The sequence below is a fragment of the Pseudomonas sp. SDO5271_S396 genome, assembly GCF_054071795.1.
In genome coordinates this window covers 16,243-32,510 of the sequence record NZ_JBSVWB010000034.1, presented here as the reverse complement: position 1 = coordinate 32,510, position 16,268 = coordinate 16,243, and the positions used below count along the sequence as shown (strand labels likewise).

The 16,268-nt window shown below is 63.1% G+C and carries 20 protein-coding genes; 17 read left to right on the top strand and 3 right to left on the bottom strand.

Annotation, left to right across the window (positions count from 1 at the left end; all coding sequences use genetic code 11):
* The 16 genes from ACW9IN_RS21075 (at position 1) to ACW9IN_RS21000 (ending at position 12,080) form a co-directional block, all read left to right on the top strand.
* The gene (locus tag ACW9IN_RS21075; protein WP_457367628.1) at positions 1 to 396 is read left to right on the top strand and encodes a hypothetical protein; all 396 of its coding nucleotides are present in this window, start codon (positions 1 to 3) and stop codon (positions 394 to 396) included.
* Positions 397 to 764: 368 nt separating this feature from the next.
* Entirely contained in the window at positions 765 to 1,598 is an 834-nt protein-coding gene (phnC, locus tag ACW9IN_RS21070) for a phosphonate ABC transporter ATP-binding protein (protein WP_457367627.1), read from the top strand.
* 32 nt (positions 1,599 to 1,630) lie between these two features.
* A complete protein-coding gene (gene phnD / locus ACW9IN_RS21065) occupies positions 1,631 to 2,632 on the top strand; it encodes a phosphonate ABC transporter substrate-binding protein (protein ID WP_457367626.1) in 1,002 nt (333 codons plus the stop codon).
* A 143-nt stretch (positions 2,633 to 2,775) separates the two neighbouring features.
* Positions 2,776 to 3,567: a phosphonate ABC transporter, permease protein PhnE gene (phnE, locus tag ACW9IN_RS21060; RefSeq protein WP_457367625.1), complete on the top strand. Its 792-nt coding sequence runs from the start codon at positions 2,776 to 2,778 to the stop codon at positions 3,565 to 3,567.
* A gap of 36 nt (positions 3,568 to 3,603) precedes the next feature.
* Positions 3,604 to 4,308, top strand: a complete 705-nt coding sequence (phnF, locus tag ACW9IN_RS21055) for a phosphonate metabolism transcriptional regulator PhnF (RefSeq protein ID WP_457367624.1) — start codon at positions 3,604 to 3,606, stop codon at positions 4,306 to 4,308.
* Between the two features lie 13 nt (positions 4,309 to 4,321).
* Positions 4,322 to 4,759 (top strand): phosphonate C-P lyase system protein PhnG, encoded by a 438-nt coding sequence (gene phnG / locus ACW9IN_RS21050; protein WP_457367623.1) that lies wholly within the window; start codon positions 4,322 to 4,324, stop codon positions 4,757 to 4,759.
* Positions 4,759 to 5,349, top strand: a complete 591-nt coding sequence (gene phnH, locus ACW9IN_RS21045; RefSeq protein WP_457367622.1) for a phosphonate C-P lyase system protein PhnH — start codon at positions 4,759 to 4,761, stop codon at positions 5,347 to 5,349. Before phnG ends, phnH begins: the two co-directional genes overlap by 1 nt.
* On the top strand, positions 5,349 to 6,425 hold the full coding sequence (locus ACW9IN_RS21040) for a carbon-phosphorus lyase complex subunit PhnI (RefSeq protein WP_457367621.1): 1,077 nt from the start codon (positions 5,349 to 5,351) through the stop codon (positions 6,423 to 6,425). The genes phnH and ACW9IN_RS21040 overlap by 1 nt, the downstream gene beginning before the upstream one ends.
* Positions 6,418 to 7,284 carry an alpha-D-ribose 1-methylphosphonate 5-phosphate C-P-lyase PhnJ gene (locus tag ACW9IN_RS21035; protein WP_457367620.1) on the top strand — a complete coding sequence of 289 codons (867 nt, stop codon included), beginning with the start codon at positions 6,418 to 6,420 and terminating at the stop codon, positions 7,282 to 7,284. Before ACW9IN_RS21040 ends, ACW9IN_RS21035 begins: the two co-directional genes overlap by 8 nt.
* Entirely contained in the window at positions 7,281 to 8,081 is an 801-nt protein-coding gene (gene phnK, locus ACW9IN_RS21030; RefSeq protein WP_457367619.1) for a phosphonate C-P lyase system protein PhnK, read from the top strand. Before ACW9IN_RS21035 ends, phnK begins: the two co-directional genes overlap by 4 nt.
* Positions 8,078 to 8,800, top strand: coding sequence for a phosphonate C-P lyase system protein PhnL (gene phnL / locus ACW9IN_RS21025; RefSeq protein ID WP_457367618.1), 723 nt, complete (start codon positions 8,078 to 8,080; stop codon positions 8,798 to 8,800). Before phnK ends, phnL begins: the two co-directional genes overlap by 4 nt.
* Positions 8,790 to 9,935 carry an alpha-D-ribose 1-methylphosphonate 5-triphosphate diphosphatase gene (locus ACW9IN_RS21020; protein ID WP_457367617.1) on the top strand — a complete coding sequence of 382 codons (1,146 nt, stop codon included), beginning with the start codon at positions 8,790 to 8,792 and terminating at the stop codon, positions 9,933 to 9,935. Before phnL ends, ACW9IN_RS21020 begins: the two co-directional genes overlap by 11 nt.
* Complete coding sequence (gene phnN / locus ACW9IN_RS21015) at positions 9,935 to 10,507, top strand: phosphonate metabolism protein/1,5-bisphosphokinase (PRPP-forming) PhnN (RefSeq protein ID WP_457367616.1); 573 nt, start codon at positions 9,935 to 9,937, stop codon at positions 10,505 to 10,507. Before ACW9IN_RS21020 ends, phnN begins: the two co-directional genes overlap by 1 nt.
* On the top strand, positions 10,498 to 11,247 hold the full coding sequence (gene phnP / locus ACW9IN_RS21010) for a phosphonate metabolism protein PhnP (protein WP_457367615.1): 750 nt from the start codon (positions 10,498 to 10,500) through the stop codon (positions 11,245 to 11,247). The genes phnN and phnP overlap by 10 nt, the downstream gene beginning before the upstream one ends.
* 228 nt (positions 11,248 to 11,475) lie before the next feature.
* Positions 11,476 to 11,664 carry a type II toxin-antitoxin system HicA family toxin gene (locus tag ACW9IN_RS21005; RefSeq protein ID WP_457367614.1) on the top strand — a complete coding sequence of 63 codons (189 nt, stop codon included), beginning with the start codon at positions 11,476 to 11,478 and terminating at the stop codon, positions 11,662 to 11,664.
* 11 nt (positions 11,665 to 11,675) lie between these two features.
* Complete coding sequence (locus ACW9IN_RS21000; protein WP_457367613.1) at positions 11,676 to 12,080, top strand: type II toxin-antitoxin system HicB family antitoxin; 405 nt, start codon at positions 11,676 to 11,678, stop codon at positions 12,078 to 12,080.
* Here ACW9IN_RS21000 and ACW9IN_RS20995 read toward each other — a convergent pair.
* On the bottom strand, positions 12,077 to 13,273 hold the full coding sequence (locus ACW9IN_RS20995) for an MFS transporter (RefSeq protein WP_457367612.1): 1,197 nt from the start codon (positions 13,271 to 13,273) through the stop codon (positions 12,077 to 12,079). The genes ACW9IN_RS21000 and ACW9IN_RS20995 overlap by 4 nt on opposite strands.
* 178 nt (positions 13,274 to 13,451) lie before the next feature.
* Between ACW9IN_RS20995 and ACW9IN_RS20990 the strand changes: the two genes are divergently transcribed.
* Positions 13,452 to 14,066: a DUF5666 domain-containing protein gene (locus ACW9IN_RS20990; protein WP_457367611.1), complete on the top strand. Its 615-nt coding sequence runs from the start codon at positions 13,452 to 13,454 to the stop codon at positions 14,064 to 14,066.
* Between the two features lie 250 nt (positions 14,067 to 14,316).
* Here the strand turns inward: ACW9IN_RS20990 and ACW9IN_RS20985 are convergent, their stop codons facing one another.
* Both ACW9IN_RS20985 and ACW9IN_RS20980 read right to left on the bottom strand, forming a co-directional pair.
* Positions 14,317 to 15,321 carry a sulfate ABC transporter substrate-binding protein gene (locus tag ACW9IN_RS20985; RefSeq protein WP_457367610.1) on the bottom strand — a complete coding sequence of 335 codons (1,005 nt, stop codon included), beginning with the start codon at positions 15,319 to 15,321 and terminating at the stop codon, positions 14,317 to 14,319.
* Positions 15,322 to 15,426: 105 nt separating this feature from the next.
* Positions 15,427 to 16,251, bottom strand: coding sequence for an ion transporter (locus ACW9IN_RS20980; RefSeq protein ID WP_457367609.1), 825 nt, complete (start codon positions 16,249 to 16,251; stop codon positions 15,427 to 15,429).
* Positions 16,252 to 16,268: the final 17 nt, after the last annotated feature.

Sequence of the window (16,268 nt, the reverse complement as noted above, 5' to 3'; positions counted from 1 at the left end):
ATGACCGCATTTGCACGCATCACCTTGCTCAGCCTGGTACTCGGCCTGAGCGCTTGTGCGGTCCACCGGCCACCTCCCGGGCCGACCGGGCCGACCATCCCGCCGTCAGGCCCGTCGACCCAGCCGAGCACCAAACCGTCAGGCCCGGTCACCCCGGCGCCGAAACCGGTGCCGACCAAATCACCGACCTTCGCCCCACCGCCGGGCGCCGCCAGTCACTGGGACGGCAAGATGCAGGTGTATGTGCTCGACGAACAGCCCGACACCTTCTACCGCCAGCGCACCTACTACCGCTGGAGCAACGGCTGGAGCCGCTCCATCAGCCCGAACGGCCCGTGGGAAGAGACCAACGTGCAGGGCGTGCCGCCGGGGTTGAGCAAGCAGTACGCGCAATAAAAAAAGGCGACCTATTACAGGTCGCCTTTTTTGCGCTTTGAAATCCAATCTCTCAAACACTGGAGATCAAATGTGGGAGCGGGCTTGCCCGCGAAAGCGGTGGTTCAGACGGCTAGTACAGTAACTGATAGTCCGCCTTCGCGAGCAAGCCCGCTCCCACAACAGCCCGCTCCACAACAGCCCCGCTCACTACAACAAACCAGCTCACCACTGGTGACTGCGGTGGCGTTGCAACCTTTCACAAAACCTTCATCCAACCGACCCCCTCCAGTCATGTGCAAGTAATAGCACTGACACCTCCCGCGCCTACTGTCGTTTGAACTCAAACGCAGCCCTCCCACGGCTGTTCAAACAAGACAGAGAAGCCCATGAATCACGCTATCCATGTCGATCACTTGAACAAGACCTTTGCGAAGAAATCCGCACTGGTCGACCTCGAACTCACCATTGCCGCGGGTGAGATGGTCGCGCTGATTGGCGCTTCCGGTTCCGGCAAGTCCACGTTGCTGCGCCACTTGGCGGGCCTGGCCTGTTGCGACAAGAGCAATGGCGGCAGCGTCAAGGTGCTGGGCCGGGAAGTGCAGGCCAGCGGGCGCTTGAACGGCAAGGTACGGCGGTTGCGGGCGGACATCGGCTACATCTTCCAGCAGTTCAACCTGGTCAACCGCCTGAGCGTGCTCGACAACGTGCTGCTCGGCTGCCTGGGGCGCATGCCGCGCTGGCGCGGCAACCTCGGCCTGTTCAACGCCGAAGAGAAGGCGTTTGCCCTGGAGTCCCTGGCCCGTGTCGGCCTGGCGGACCTGGCCGGGCAGCGCGCTTCTACCCTGTCCGGTGGCCAGCAGCAGCGGGTGGCGATTGCCCGCGCGTTGACCCAGCGCGCCGAGGTGATCCTGGCCGATGAGCCCATCGCCTCCCTCGATCCAGAGTCGGCGCGCAAGGTCATGGAGATCCTCGCCGATATCAATCGCCGCGACGGCAAGACCGTGGTGGTGACCCTGCATCAAGTCGATTACGCCATGCGTTATTGCCCGCGCGCCGTGGCGCTCAAGGGTGGCCGGATTCATTTCGACGGGCAGGGCAGCGCCATGAGCAGCCAGTTTCTCAACGATTTGTACGGTGCCGATGTGGACACCAGCCTGATGTTTTCCGACCAGACCCGCCGCGCCGAAGCCATGCCACGGCTGGCCCTGGCGCGCGCTTGAAACCCTACTCACGACCCACAGGAAACCCTTCCATGTTGAACCGTATCGGCCACGTGTTTTTGTCTGCGGCGCTGTTGGCCAGCGCCGTGATGGGCAATGCCTTTGCTGCGGACAAAGCGATCAATTTCGGCATCATGTCCACCGAGTCCTCGCAGAACCTCAAGAGCATCTGGCAGCCGTTTCTGGATGACATGCAGAAGAAAACCGGCCTGACCGTCAACGCCACCTTCGCCTCCGACTATGCCGGCCTGATCCAGGGCATGCGCTTCAACAAGGTCGACGTGGCTTGGCTGGGCAACAAGGCGGCGATGGAAGCGGTGGACCGCTCCAACGGCGAGATCTTCGCCCAGACCGCCGCCGCCAACGGCGCCGCCGGCTACTGGAGCGTGTTGATCGTGCGCAAGGACAGCCCGATCAACAACGTCGACGACATGCTCAAGAACGCCAAGAACCTGACCTTCGGCAACGGTGACCCGAACTCCACCTCGGGCTACCTGGTGCCGGGCTACTACGTGTTCGCCAAGAACCACGTCGACGCCGCCACCGCCTTCAAACGCACCCTCAACTCCAGCCACGAGGTCAACGCCCTCAGCGTGGCCAAGGGGCAGGTGGATGTCGCCACCTTCAACACCGAAAGCTGGGACCGCCTGGAAGTCACCCAGCCGGACAAGGCCGCGATGCTCAAGGTGATCTGGAAATCGCCGCTGATCCCCGCTGACCCGATGGTGTGGAGCAAGGCACTCAGCGACAGCGAGAAGACCAAGATCCGCGATTTCTTCGCTCACTACGGCGACACCGATGAAGAGAAGGCGGTGCTGAAGAACATGCAGCTTGGCAAGTTCCTGGCGTCCAGCGATGACCAATTGTTGCCGATCCGCCAGCTGGAGCTGTTCAAGCAGCGCACCACCATCAGCGCGGATGAGCATCTGGAAGCGGCAGACAAGGCCAAGAAGCTCGCCGACATCGATGCTGACCTGGCGAAGCTGCAACAGCGTATCAGCGAGCTGGACAAAAAGACCGCGGCAAACGGCTAACCCCTGTGGAAGTTGGCTTTTGTGGGAGCCGGGCTTGCCCGCGATGCAGGCAACTCGGTCTGACAGTTAAACCGAGCCGATTCCATTGCGGGCAAGCCCGGCTCCCACATAAACCTTCCCCCCACACTTACCGAGAGTGATCCATGACGACTTTGCACGCTGAAGCGGTGGGTAAAAGAACCTGGCCCCAATACCTCGGCTGGGGCCTGTTCCTGGTCCTGCTGGCCTGGGCCTGGCGCGGCGCGGAAATGAACCCGCTGGCGCTGTACCGCGACTCCGGAAACATGGCGACCTTCGCCGCCGACTTCTTTCCGCCGGACTTCCACGAATGGCGCTCCTACCTCAAGGAGATGATCGTCACCGTGCAGATCGCCCTGTGGGGCACGGTGTTGGCCATCGTCTGCTCGGTGCCGCTGGGCATCTTGTGCGCCGACAACATCACCCCCTGGTGGGTCCACCAACCCCTGCGCCGGGTGATGGACGCATTCCGCTCCATCAACGAAATGGTGTTCGCGATGCTGTTCGTGGTCGCCGTCGGCCTCGGTCCCTTCGCCGGCGTCCTGGCCCTGTGGATCAGCACCACCGGTGTCCTCGCCAAGCTGTTCGCCGAAGCCGTCGAAGCCGTCGAAGCCATCGACCCGGGCCCGGTCGAAGGCGTACGAGCGACCGGCGCCAGTGCCTTGCAGGAAGTGATCTACGGCGTGATCCCCCAGGTGATGCCGCTGTGGGTGAGCTACGCGCTGTACCGTTTCGAGGCCAACGTGCGCTCGGCCACCGTGGTCGGGATGGTCGGTGCCGGCGGCATCGGGGTGATCCTCTGGGAAAACATCCGCGCCTTCCAGTTCGTCCAGACCTGCGCGGTGCTGCTGGTGATCATCGTGGTGGTGAGCTGTATCGACGTGCTGTCCCAACGCCTGCGCAAGCAGTTCATCTGACGTCGGAGGGGTGCCCGCGAGGCGCTTTTTTTTAACATGCAGTTGTCTAGACAAGATGAGCCGGTGTACCGCGAACTCGCGGACATTCTGCGCCGTGAACTGAGCAACTACAGCGCCGGTGACTTCCTGCCCGGCGAGGTGCACATGGCCGAGCGCTTCGGCGTCAACCGCCACACCCTGCGCCGCGCCATCGACGAATTGGTGTTCGAAGGCAGCCTGTTGCGCCGCCAGGGCAAGGGCACCCAGGTGCTCGACCGCCCGCTGATCTACTCGATGGGTGCCGAGACGTCCTACAGCCAATCGCTGTCGGCCCAGGGTGTCGGTGTGCAGGCGGTGTTGCTCAAGCGCCGCTACTGCTACGCCAGCCGTGACGAGGCCCAGCACCTGGGCATCGCCGAAATGGCGCCGATGATCGAGCTGCAAACCCTGCGCAAGCTCGACCACCAGCCCGTCAGCCTGATCCGCCATCGCTACTGCGCCAGTCGCGCGCCGTTGCTGGCCGACTACAACGGCGGCTCGTTGCGCCACTACCTGCGTGAGCGTGACCTGCCGTTGACCCGTACCCAAAGCCTGATCGGTGCGCGTTTGCCCAACCGTGATGAAGCCGCGCTGCTGATGATGCCTCGGCACTTGCCGGCCCTCACCGTTTTTACCCTTTCCTGCGATCGCGATGGCCGCCCGGTGGAGCTGGCGCAGTCCACCAGCCGTTCGGATCGTTTCCAGTACCAAGTGGTGACTTGAAATGGAGTCCTCGATGAGCTTGTCCTCGCGTCAACACTGGATCGGCGTGCTTGCCCGCGCCCGGCTCAGTGAGCTGCAACCTCACGAAGCGGCGTTGAAAGACGCGGCTTACCAACTGATCCGCGCCCCGGAAATCGGCATGACCCTGGTGCGTGGCCGCATGGGCGGCAACGGGGCGCCGTTCAACGTCGGCGAAATGAGTGTGACCCGCTGCGTGGTGCGCCTGGCCGATGGTCGCACCGGTTACAGCTATCTGGCCGGGCGGGACAAGGCCCACGCCGAGCTGGCCGCCTTGGCCGACGCCCACCTGCAAGGCACGCAGCCGAGCCTTTGGCTCAGCGATTTGATCACCGCGCTGGCCAAGGCCCAGGCCGCCCGCCGCGCGGAAAAAGAAGCCGACACCGCTGCCACCAAGGTCGAGTTCTTCACGTTGGTGCGAGGAGAAAACTGATGAATGCGCAACTGTTGCAACCGGCCTTCGTCGACCCGGTGCTGGACGCCCAGCGTGGTTTTCGCGCTGCGCTCAATGCCCTGGCCGAGCCGGGCCTGATCCAGCATCTGCCCTCGGCCCCGCGCCTCGACGGCCTGGCCCCCGCCACCTATGCGCTGTGCCTGGCGCTGCTGGATGTGGACACGCCGTTGTGGCTGGCGCCGGGCTTCGACACCCCGCTGATTCGCGCCAACCTGGCGTTCCACTGTGGTTGCCCGTTTACGGAAAACCGTGAAGACGCCGTATTCGCCCTGCTCGGTGAACACGACCTGCTCGACCTCGGCGGCTTCGACCACGGCAACGACCGCTACCCCGATCAGTCCTGCACCCTGCTTGTGCAACTCACCGACCTGGAATCCGGGCGCGGCCTGCTCTGGCGCGGCCCGGGCATCAAGGCCCAGCGTCAGGTGCACTTGCCGGTGCCGCAGGCGTTCTGGCTGGAGCGCCAGCGTCGCGAAGCCTTCCCCCGTGGCCTGGACCTGTTGTTTGCCGCCGGTCATCACCTGATCGGCCTGCCGCGCAGCAGCCGCATTGCAGAGGAGCGTGCCTGATGTACGTAGCCGTCAAGGGTGGCGAACAGGCCATCGACAATGCTCACCGCCTGCTGGCGAAAAAGCGCCGGGGCGATACCGCGATTCCGGAACTCAGCGTCACGCAGATCCGCGAGCAACTGCCTTTGGCCGTTGCGCGGGTGATGACAGAAGGCTCGCTGTTCGACGAAGAACTCGCCGCACTGGCCATCAAGCAAGCGGCGGGGGACCTGGTGGAAGCGATCTTCCTGCTGCGCGCTTACCGCACCACGCTGCCGCGCTTCAGCCCGAGCCTGCCGATCGACACCGCGCAGATGTCGTTGAGCCGGCGCCTGTCGGCCACGTTCAAGGACGTGCCCGGCGGCCAGCTGCTTGGCCCGACGTTCGACTACACCCATCGGCTGCTGGATTTTTCGCTGCTGGCCGAAGGTGAATACCCCGGCCCGCAGACCACGCCCGAAGCGAATCTGGAGGCCTGCCCGCGCGTGCTGGGCCTGCTCGCCAAAGAGGGGCTGATCAAAAACGAAGCCGACGACAACGCCCGCGTCGCCGACATCACCCGCGACCCGCTGGAACACCCGGCCAGTCGCGCCGAGCGCCTGCAAGCGCTGGCCCGTGGCGACGAAGGTTTTCTGTTGGCGCTGGGCTATTCGACCCAACGTGGCTATGGCCGCAACCACCCGTTTGCCGGTGAGATCCGCATCGGTGACGTGGAGGTGTGGATCGACCCCGAAGAGCTGGGTTTCCCCATCTGCCTGGGCAGCATCGAAGTGACCGAGTGCGAGATGGTCAACCAGTTCGTGGGCTCGGCCACCGAGCTGGCGCAGTTCACCCGTGGCTACGGCCTGGCGTTCGGGCATGCCGAGCGCAAGGCCATGGGCATGGCGCTGGTGGACCGCTCGTTGCGTGCCGGCGAATACAACGAAGAGGTGGTGTCGCCGGCGCAGCGCGAGGAGTTCGTGCTGGCCCATTGCGACAACGTCGAGGCTGCGGGGTTTGTCTCGCACCTCAAATTACCGCACTACGTGGACTTCCAGTCCGAGCTGGAACTGATCCGCAAACTGCGCCAACCGGCCGAGGGCACCCGCCATGAATGACCTGACCCAGACACCGGTGCGTGACCCGGCGTACAACTTCGCCTACCTCGACGAGCAGACCAAACGCATGATCCGCCGCGCCTTGCTCAAGGCCGTGGCGATTCCCGGTTACCAGGTGCCGTTCGGTGGTCGCGAGATGCCGCTGCCTTACGGTTGGGGCACCGGCGGCATGCAATTGACCGCCGCGATTCTGGGCGCCGACGACGTGCTCAAGGTCATCGACCAGGGCGCCGACGACACCACCAACGCGGTGTCGATCCGCCGCTTCTTTGCGCGCACCGCGGGCGTTGCCACCACCGAAGCCACGCCGGAGGCGACGGTGATCCAGACCCGCCACCGTATCCCGGAAACGCCGTTGCAGGCCGGGCAGATCATGGTCTACCAAGTGCCGATTCCCGAGCCGTTGCGCTTTATCGAACCATCGGAAACCGAGACCCGCACCATGCACGCCCTCAACGATTACGGGGTGATGCACGTCAAGCTCTACGAAGACATCGCCACCTTCGGCCATATCGCCACCAGCTACGCCTACCCGGTGATGGTCGATGAGCGCTACGTGATGGACCCGTCGCCGATCCCCAAATTCGACAACCCGAAACTCGACATGAGCCCGGCGTTGATGCTGTTCGGCGCCGGTCGCGAGAAGCGCCTGTATGCGGTGCCGCCGTACACCGAAGTCATCAGTCTCGACTTTGAAGACCACCCGTTCGAGGTGCAGAAGTGGCAACACAACTGCGCCATCTGCGGCAGTCATGAATCGTTCCTCGATGAGCTGATTCTCGACGATGCGGGCACCCAGAGTTTCGTGTGTTCCGACACCTGGTATTGCGCCCAACGGGTTCTGGAGAACAACCAATGAACCATGTTCTTTTGAAGCAAAAAGCCGGCGCACCGCTACTGCAAGTGCGTGACCTCTCGCTGTTGTACGGCCCGGAGAAGGGCTGCCAAGGCGTCAGCTTCGACCTGTACCCCGGCGAAGTGCTGGGCATCGTCGGCGAGTCCGGCTCGGGTAAATCCACCTTGCTCTCGCTGTTGAGCGGGCGCCTGCCGCCGCAAGCCGGCAGCATCGGCTACCGCAGCCGGGACGGTGAGTGGCTGGACCTGTACAGCGCCAGCGAAGCCGAACGCCGCACCTTGTTGCGCACCGAATGGGGCTTCGTCGAGCAGAACCCCCGTGATGGTTTGCGTATGGGCGTGTCGGCGGGCGCCAACATCGGCGAGCGCCTGATGGCCCAGGGCGTACGCAATTACCAGCAATTGCGCGGTGCCGGGCTGGACTGGCTGGCCCAGGTGGAAATCGACCCGCAGCGCATCGACGACTTGCCGCGCACTTTCTCGGGCGGTATGCAGCAGCGTCTGCAAATCGCCCGCAACCTGGTCTCCAGCCCACGCCTGGTATTCATGGACGAACCCACCGGCGGCCTGGATGTGTCGGTGCAGGCGCGCTTGCTCGACCTGCTGCGCGGCCTGGTGCGTGAGCTGGACCTGGCGGTGGTGATCGTCACCCATGACCTGGCCGTGGCGCGCCTGCTGGCTGACCGCCTGATGGTGATGCGACGTTCGCGCGTGGTGGAAACCGGGCTCACCGACCAGATCCTCGACGATCCACAGCACCCTTACTCTCAACTGCTGGTGTCTTCGGTATTGCAGCCATGACAAATGCCTTGATCGAGGTCCGTGACCTCTCGAAAACCTTCACCCTGCACCAGCAGAACGGCGTGGTACTCAATGTGTTGCGCGGGGTGGATTTCAGCGTGCAGGGCGGTGAATGCCTGGTGCTGCACGGCCAGTCCGGCGCGGGCAAAAGCACCTTGCTGCGCACCCTGTACGGCAACTACCTGCCGGCGGGCGGCAGCATTCGTGTGCAGCATGCCGGAGAATGGCTGGAACTGGTGGGCGCCGAGCCCCGGGACATTCTGCAGGTACGCCAACAGACGCTGGGTTATGTCAGCCAGTTTCTGCGGGTGATCCCCCGCGTGGCATGCCTGGACGTGGTGATGGAGCCGGCGCTGGCCCGTGGCTGGTCCCGGGCCAACGCGCAGTCGCGTGCCGAGCATCTGTTGACCCGTCTCAACATTCCGCAACGCCTGTGGCAATTGGCGCCGGGCACTTTCTCCGGCGGCGAGCAACAGCGCGTCAACATCGCCCGCGGTTTCATGGTGGCCTGGCCGGTGATGCTGCTCGACGAACCCACTGCCTCCCTGGACGACCATAACCGCCAGGTGGTGCTGGAACTGATCAATGAAGCCAAGGCCGCCGGTGCTGCGCTGATCGGCATCTTCCATGACCGCGCCGCCCGTGAGGCGGTCGCCGACCGCCATTTCGACATGACCCCATCGCCTGTTGCCCTAGAGGAATACGCCCATGCCCGCTGAACAGATCCTCAGTAATGCTCAGATTGTCACGGCCGATCGTGTATTCCTGGGCTCGGTGGTGCTGCGCGACGGCAAGATCGTCGACCTCGCCGAGGGCCGCAGCCAATTGCCCCAGGCCCAGGACCTGGGCGGTGATTTCCTGTTGCCGGGGCTGGTGGAACTGCACACCGACAACCTGGAAAAACACATGACCCCACGCCCCGGCGTGGACTGGCCGTCGACGTCGGCGGTGCTCAGCCACGATGCGCAGATCATCGCCGCAGGTATCACCACCGTGTTCGACGCGGTATCCATCGGCGACGTGAACCCCAAGGGCAACCGCATGAAGAAGCTGCCGGCGATGCTCGATGCCATCGCCCAGGCAGAAGGCGCCGGCTTGACCCGTGCCGAGCACCACCTGCACCTGCGCTGCGAGTTGTGCCACCCGGATACCCTCAGTGTGTTCCGCGACCTGGTGGAAAACCCGTTGGTACGGCTGGTGTCGGTGATGGACCATTCGCCGGGCCAGCGCCAGTTCGTACTCGAATCCAAGTACCGTGAGTACTACATGGGCAAGTACCACCTGAACGACGAAACCATGGATGCGTTCATCGTGCTGCAAAAGGCCAATTCCCTGGCGTACAGCGACCGCTACCGCGCGGCCATCGTCGAGCATTGCCTGGCGCGCGGGCTGTCGGTGGCCAGCCACGACGATGCGACGCTGGCCCATGTCGAAGAGTCGGCCCGCTACGGCATGACCATCGCCGAATTCCCCACCACGCTGGAGGCGGCGAAGGGTTGCCACGCGCTGGACATGAAAGTGCTGATGGGCGCGCCGAACGTGGTGCGCGGCGGGTCGCACTCGGGTAATGTGGCCGCCGCCGGCCTGGCGGCCGAGGGCTTGCTGGATATACTTTCCAGCGACTACTACCCGGCCAGCCTGTTGCAGGCGGCGTTCGTGCTGGCCGACCAGCAGGATGGTGGCGACCTGGCGCGGGCAGTCAAGATGATCAGCCTGGCGCCGGCACACGCCGCCGGCTTGAGTGATCGCGGTGAAATTGCCGTGGGCCTGCGGGCGGACCTGGTACAAGCCAGGCGCCGCGAAGGGCTGCCGGTGGTGCAACAAGTCTGGCGACAAGCGAAGAGGGTGTTTTGATGGCGGGCAGGTTGATCTATCTCATCGGGCCATCGGGTTCGGGCAAGGACAGCCTGCTGGATGCCGCACGCCCGCGCTTGGCCGAGCGCGGTTGCCGCATCGTGCGCCGCGTAATCACCCGCTCGGCGGAAGCGGTGGGCGAGGCGGCCCAGGGGGTGAGCGCGGAACAATTCGCGGTGATGCAGGCCGAGGGTGCGTTTGCCCTCAGTTGGCATGCCAACGGGTTGTCCTACGGGATCCCCCGCGAGATCGACGACTGGCTGGCGGCGGGAGAGGACGTGCTGGTCAACGGCTCCCGCGCGCACCTGGCCCAGACCCGCGAGCGTTATCCGAATGCGCTGGTGCTGTTGCTGACGGTGGATCAAGCCGTGCTGCGCCAGCGCCTGATCGCGCGGGGGCGTGAGTCGCTGGCGGACATCGACGCGCGGCTGGCGCGCAATGCGCGCTTCACCGCCGAACTGATCGCCGGCAATGGCGCGGGGCTGTTCGTACTGGACAATTCCGGGCCGCTGGCGCACACCGTCGAGCGCCTGCTGTGCTGCCTTGAACACGGGCAATCGGCGTGCGCCTGACGCTGCTCGGCACCGGTGACGCGCGGCAAGTCCCGGTGTATGGCTGCGACTGTGCAGCCTGTGCCCTGGCGCGCAGCGATGATCGCTTGCGTCGCCGCCCGTGCAGTGCGTTGATCGAATGCGGCGACCAGCGCTGGCTCATCGACAGCGGCCTGCCCGACCTCACCGAACGCTTCCCGCCACGCAGTTTCAACGGGATTTTCCAGACCCATTACCACGCCGATCACGCCCAAGGGTTGTTGCACCTGCGCTGGGGGCAGGGACTGGTGATTCCGGTGCACGGCCCGGCGGACCCTGAGGGTTTGTCCGACCTCTACAAACACCCGGGCATCCTGGATTTCAGCCAGCCCTTCGGCGAATTTGAAACACGGCAGTTTGGTGAACTGAGCGTCACGGCGCTGCCGTTGCAGCATTCCAAACCGACCCTGGGTTACCTGCTGGAAGGTGAGGGGCGACGCATCGCCTACCTCACCGACACGGTCGGCCTGCCACCTGACACCCTGGCCTGGTTGCAGCGCGAACCGCTGGACGTGCTGGTGCTGGATTGCTCCATGCCGCCCCAGCCGCAGGCGCCGCGTAACCACAATGACCTGACCCTGGCGTTGCAGAGCATTGAGCAAACGGGCGCGACCCTGGGCGTACTGACCCATGTGGGGCATACGCTGGATGCATGGTTGTTGCAGCATCGGCGCGAATTGCCCGGGCATGTGACGGTCGGTTGGGATGGCCGCGTGATTTAGCCCCCGCATTGATCGCTCCCACGCTCCGCGTGGGAGCGCCGCCATGGACGCTCCGCGTCCGCTTTTAAAGTCGTGACGCGAAGCGTCACAGGATGCGTTTCCACGCAGAGCGTGGGAACGATCGGCCAACATCCCGAAAAACAACCGTCGATCAGAGTCACGCATGCTGTGCTTGAGTAAATATAACTCTAGGGTTACTTTTCTTCGGGCCGAGCCAAGGAGGCATGGGTGCAAAGCAGGTTATTGATCAAGGAGCTTCAAGAGGCGGGTTGGGTGCTGGATCGTGTTACGGGCAGCCATCATCTTTTCACTCACCGCTATAGCCCTTACACGATTGCGGTGCCGCACCCCAGGAAGGACCTGCCGTTGGGCACTGTCCGAAGCATCAGAAAACGCGCCGGGCTGTTTGAGTTTTAAGGAGAGCATTCATGCAATACCCAATCTGTATCGAATGGGGTGACGACTTCACCGCCACCGGCATTCAGATTCCTGATATTCCGGGTGCGGTCACCGCCGGGGACAGTTTTGAAGAGGCTTACAAGGCTGCGGTGGAGGTCGCGCACATCATGCTGCAAGAGATTGCCGCAGAGGGCAGGCCGATACCCATGCCCACGTCGGTGGCCAATCACCATGTGCACGAGGATTACGCCGGTATGGGCTGGGGCATGCTGGAGTTGGACATCTCGCCCTATCTGGGCAAAACCGAGAAGGTCAACGTGACCTTGCCCGGTTATGTCATCCAGCGCATCGACCGGTATGTGCGGGAGCACAAGGTCAAAAGCCGCTCGTCATTTCTGGCGGATGCGGCGTTGGAGAAGTTGGTACGTTCTTAAGCGGTAGCGGCTACAGCCTGGCGCGACGCGCTCAGAAACCGCAACAACGCCACCAACGGAAATGCGCTGCCTACCGCCATCACTGCCAGCCAGCCGCCGTGTTCGTACACGCTGCTGGCGATGGCCGAGCCGAAGGCGCCGCCCACGAAAATGCTGGTCATGTACAACGCATTCAGGCGGCTGCGGCTGTTGGCATCCAGCGCGTAGATGGCACGTTGGCCCAGCACCATGTTCATCTGCACGCAGAAGTCCAGCACCACGCCGGTAACCGCCAGGCCGATCACGCTGTACAGCGGGTGCACGAAGGCCGGCAGAAAACTCAGGGCGGCAAACAGCATGGCCAGCAGCGACGCACGGTGAGTATGGCCGGCATCGGCCAGGCGACCGGCGATGGGCGCGGCGATGGCGCCCAAAGCCCCCACCAGGGCAAACAGGGCGATCTGGCTTTGGCTCAGGCCGTGGTTACGCGCCAGTTCCAGGGGCGCGGCGGTCCAGAACAGGCTGAAGGTGGCGAACATGCCGCCCTGGTAAAACGCACGCTGGCGCAGCACCGGTTGCTTGCGCAACAGGGTGCCCAGGGAACGCAGCAATTGGCCATAGCTGGCGCTGTGGTCGGGCTGGCGCTTGGGGATGGTGATCAGCAGCACCACGCTGATGAACGCCATCAACCCTGCGGCGGCCATGAACATCGCACGCCAGCCGAAGTGATCCGCCACCACGCTGGACACTGGCCGTGCCAGCAGAATGCCCAGCAACAGGCCACCCATGATGCTGCCGACCACGCGGCCACGGGACTCTGCAGGCGCCAGGTGCGCGGCCAGCGGGATCAGGATCTGCACCGACACCGAACTGAAGCCGATCAACAGCGACACCAGCAGGAACAGGTTCGGCTGCTCGGTGAAGGCCGCGCCCAACAGGCTGGCGATGGCGAGCACGGTGGTGCTGATCATCAGCTTGCGGTTTTCCAGCAGGTCGCCCAGAGGCACCAGGAAAAACAGGCCAAGGGCATAGCCGATTTGTGTGAGGGACACGATCAGGCTGGCCAGCGCCGGCGTCAGGCCGACATCCGGGGCGATCAGTTCGATGATCGGCTGCGCGTAGTAGATGTTGGCAACGATGGCGCCGCAGCAGAACGCAAACAGCATCACCATGCTCCGGGTCATGGTGGTTGTAGCGTGGGAATGAGCGTTCATGGTGTTCTCATAAAGGCGAAGGAAAGTGATGTGCGAGCGTAAAGACAACACCGTAGCCAGAGTAGGCCGCTGGCAGTGATATCACTCATGCCTGGTATTGATGAGTGAATCGTTAACTTTCTGCGCGAAGGCTGATGATACATTCAGACACAACTGTCGAAACAGGAAATCCACTGCGATGAAGATCACGTTGAACAAGATGCTCCTGGCTTCAACCTTGGCCGCCGCGATGGCGATGGGCCTGGCCAACGCCGCCGAAGCCCCGCGTGTGGGCGTGCGCGGGGCCATCACCGCGGTGGACGGGGATGCGATTCACGTCAAGGTCAACAGTGGCGAAGAGGTCACCGTACACCTGACCCCGGACACCCAAGTGCGCGCCGTTACCCTGGCCAAAATCGATGAAATCAAGCCTGGCAGCTACATCGGCTCTGCCGCGATGCCCAATGCGGACGGCACCCTGACCGCGCTGGAAGTGCACGTGTTTCCACCGGCCATGGCGGGCACGGGCGACGGGCACCGCGCGTTCGACCTGAAAGAAGGCAGCAGCATGACCAACGGCACTGTCGGCGATCTGGTGGTGAGCAACGGACGCACCTTGACCGTGAAGTACAAGGGAGGGGAGCAGAAGATCGTCGTGCCGGAGGACGTGCCGATCGTCAACCTGGAACCGGGTGATCGCAGCTTGCTCAAGGCGGGGGTGAAGGTGGTGCTGTTTGCGGCGAAGGGCGCGGATGGGACGATTACGGCCCAGGCCATTTCGGCGGGCAAGGATGGCGTGACGCCACCGATGTAGCTGACGAACACAAAAAATGTGGGAGCTGGCTTGTTGGGTCGCCGCGTCGCTGCGAAGACGGCGGCACAACTGACAGAGCTGTCGACTGTCCCAACGCTTTCGCAGCCTCGCCGGGGCTCGACAGCTTCCCACAGGTGCCTTGCAGTGGCTGGGAAAACGCTGTCAGCAGGGCCATCGCGCCAAGCACTTTCTTGCCAACAACAGAGATTCAATGTGGGAGCTGGCAAGCCAGCTCCCACAAGGGACGGTATTACTGACCGTTGTAGATCTGGTCGAAAACGCCACCATCATTGAAGTGAGTCTTCTGCACGGTGCGCCAGTCACCGAAGGTCTTCTCCACCGACAGGAACTCGACTTTCGGGAAACGATCGGTGTACTTGGCCAGTACCTTCGCATCACGCGGGCGCAGGTAGTTGTTGGCGGCGATTTCCTGGCCTTCCGGCGACCACAGATATTTCAGGTAGTCTTCGGCGGCAGCGGCGGTGCCTTTCTTCTCGACGACTTTATCGACCACCGATACAGGCGGCTCGGCTTCGGCGGACACGCTTGGGTAGATCACTTCGAACTGATCGCGGCCGAATTCACGGGCGATCATTTCCGCTTCGTTTTCGAAGGTCACCAGCACGTCGCCGATCTGGTTGGTCATGAACGTGGTGGTGGCGGCACGGCCACCGGTGTCGAGTACCGGCGCTTGTTTGAACAGCTTGCCGACAAAGGCCTTGGCCTTGTTTTCGTCACCGCCGTTCTTCAGCACATAACCCCAGGCGGACAGATAGGTATAACGGCCATTGCCCGAGGTTTTCGGGTTCGGCACGATCACTTGCACGCCGTCTTTCAACAGGTCCGGCCAGTCCTTGAGGGCTTTGGGGTTGCCCTTGCGCACGATGAACACGGTGGCGGAAGTGAACGGCGCGCTGTTGTTCGGCAGGCGAGTGACCCAGTTGTCCGGCACCAGTTTGCCGTTGTCGGCCAGGGCGTTGATGTCGGTGGCCATGTTCATGGTGATCACGTCAGCCGGCAGGCCGTCGATCACCGAGCGCGCTTGCTTGCTGGAGCCGCCGAAGGACATCTGCAAGGTCAGTTTGTCGTTCGGGTGCTCGGCTTCCCAGTGTTTCTGGAAGGCGGCGTTGTAGTCCTTGTAGAAGTCGCGCATCACGTCGTAAGAGACGTTGAGCAGGGTGACAGGGGCCGCTTGCACGGCGCCCGCCAGGGCAAGGCCGGCGGCCAGGAGAGAGGCGCTAACGAGTTTTTTCACTGCTCATTCCTTGTTGTTCGAGAAGGGGATCGATTGAGTAGGGGCATTTTGCCAGCGACTATAGCGGGCGGCGCATAGACGTTTAAAGATTAAAACGCACTTTGCTTATTCCAATTTACGGAAGAGGGCATTGCCACAGCGAGCGCAGAACGCTGCGTTGGCTTCATGGCTGTCCTTCTTGCACACCGGGCAGTCGTGCTTGAGTTGTTCGCCACGCATGGCGCTCGCCAGTTCAGCGGTAAAAATTCCGGTGGGTACGGCAATGATCGAATAACCGGTGATCATCACCAGCGACGAAATCACCTGGCCCAGCGGAGTCTTGGGGACGATATCGCCGAAGCCGACGGTGGTGAGGGTCACGATGGCCCAGTAGATGCCTTTGGGAATGCTGGTAAAGCCGTGTTCCGGACCTTCGATCACGTACATCAAGGTGCCGAACACCGTGACCAGGGTGCACACGCTCACCAGGAACACCACGATCTTCTGCTTGCTGCCGCGCAGCGCCGCCATCAGGTAATTGGCCTGCTTGAGGTACGGGCTGAGCTTGAGCACACGGAAGATGCGCAGCATGCGGATGATGCGGATGATCAACAGGTACTGCGCGTCGCTGTAGTAGAGCGCGAGGATGCCGGGCACGATGGCCAGCAAATCCACCAGCCCGTAAAAGCTGAAGGCGTAGCGCAACGGTTTGGGTGAACAATAGAGGCGCAGCCCGTATTCGATCAGGAAGACGAGGGTGAAGCCCCACTCGATGTAGGCCAGTACATCGGCGTAGTTCTGGTGGATTTCGTCGATGCTGTCGAGCATCACGATCACCAGGCTGGCAAGGATGATCAGCAGCAGGATGCCGTCAAAGCGTCGCCCGGCGCGGGTGTCGCTCTGGAAAATCATCACGTAGAGCCGCTGGCGCCAGTCGTTGCTGCTGTCCATAAATCCCGCCTGAATCG

What these genes read in the sequence shown, in the direction of transcription:
- phnH (WP_457367622.1), top strand. Translation starts at nt 4,759, where the DNA reads ATGAATGCGCAACTGTTGCAACCGGCCTTCGTCGACCCGGTGCTGGAC.
- ACW9IN_RS21020 (WP_457367617.1), top strand. Translation starts at nt 8,790, where the DNA reads ATGCCCGCTGAACAGATCCTCAGTAATGCTCAGATTGTCACGGCCGAT.
- phnN (WP_457367616.1), top strand. Translation starts at nt 9,935, where the DNA reads ATGGCGGGCAGGTTGATCTATCTCATCGGGCCATCGGGTTCGGGCAAG.
- phnF (WP_457367624.1), top strand. Translation starts at nt 3,604, where the DNA reads ATGCAGTTGTCTAGACAAGATGAGCCGGTGTACCGCGAACTCGCGGAC.
- ACW9IN_RS20995 (WP_457367612.1), bottom strand. Translation starts at nt 13,273, where the DNA reads ATGAACGCTCATTCCCACGCTACAACCACCATGACCCGGAGCATGGTG.
- phnG (WP_457367623.1), top strand. Translation starts at nt 4,322, where the DNA reads ATGAGCTTGTCCTCGCGTCAACACTGGATCGGCGTGCTTGCCCGCGCC.
- ACW9IN_RS21000 (WP_457367613.1), top strand. Translation starts at nt 11,676, where the DNA reads ATGCAATACCCAATCTGTATCGAATGGGGTGACGACTTCACCGCCACC.
- ACW9IN_RS20990 (WP_457367611.1), top strand. Translation starts at nt 13,452, where the DNA reads ATGAAGATCACGTTGAACAAGATGCTCCTGGCTTCAACCTTGGCCGCC.
- ACW9IN_RS21040 (WP_457367621.1), top strand. Translation starts at nt 5,349, where the DNA reads ATGTACGTAGCCGTCAAGGGTGGCGAACAGGCCATCGACAATGCTCAC.
- phnL (WP_457367618.1), top strand. Translation starts at nt 8,078, where the DNA reads ATGACAAATGCCTTGATCGAGGTCCGTGACCTCTCGAAAACCTTCACC.
- phnK (WP_457367619.1), top strand. Translation starts at nt 7,281, where the DNA reads ATGAACCATGTTCTTTTGAAGCAAAAAGCCGGCGCACCGCTACTGCAA.
- ACW9IN_RS21075 (WP_457367628.1), top strand. Translation starts at nt 1, where the DNA reads ATGACCGCATTTGCACGCATCACCTTGCTCAGCCTGGTACTCGGCCTG.
- phnD (WP_457367626.1), top strand. Translation starts at nt 1,631, where the DNA reads ATGTTGAACCGTATCGGCCACGTGTTTTTGTCTGCGGCGCTGTTGGCC.
- ACW9IN_RS20980 (WP_457367609.1), bottom strand. Translation starts at nt 16,251, where the DNA reads ATGGACAGCAGCAACGACTGGCGCCAGCGGCTCTACGTGATGATTTTC.
- ACW9IN_RS21035 (WP_457367620.1), top strand. Translation starts at nt 6,418, where the DNA reads ATGAATGACCTGACCCAGACACCGGTGCGTGACCCGGCGTACAACTTC.
- phnC (WP_457367627.1), top strand. Translation starts at nt 765, where the DNA reads ATGAATCACGCTATCCATGTCGATCACTTGAACAAGACCTTTGCGAAG.
- phnE (WP_457367625.1), top strand. Translation starts at nt 2,776, where the DNA reads ATGACGACTTTGCACGCTGAAGCGGTGGGTAAAAGAACCTGGCCCCAA.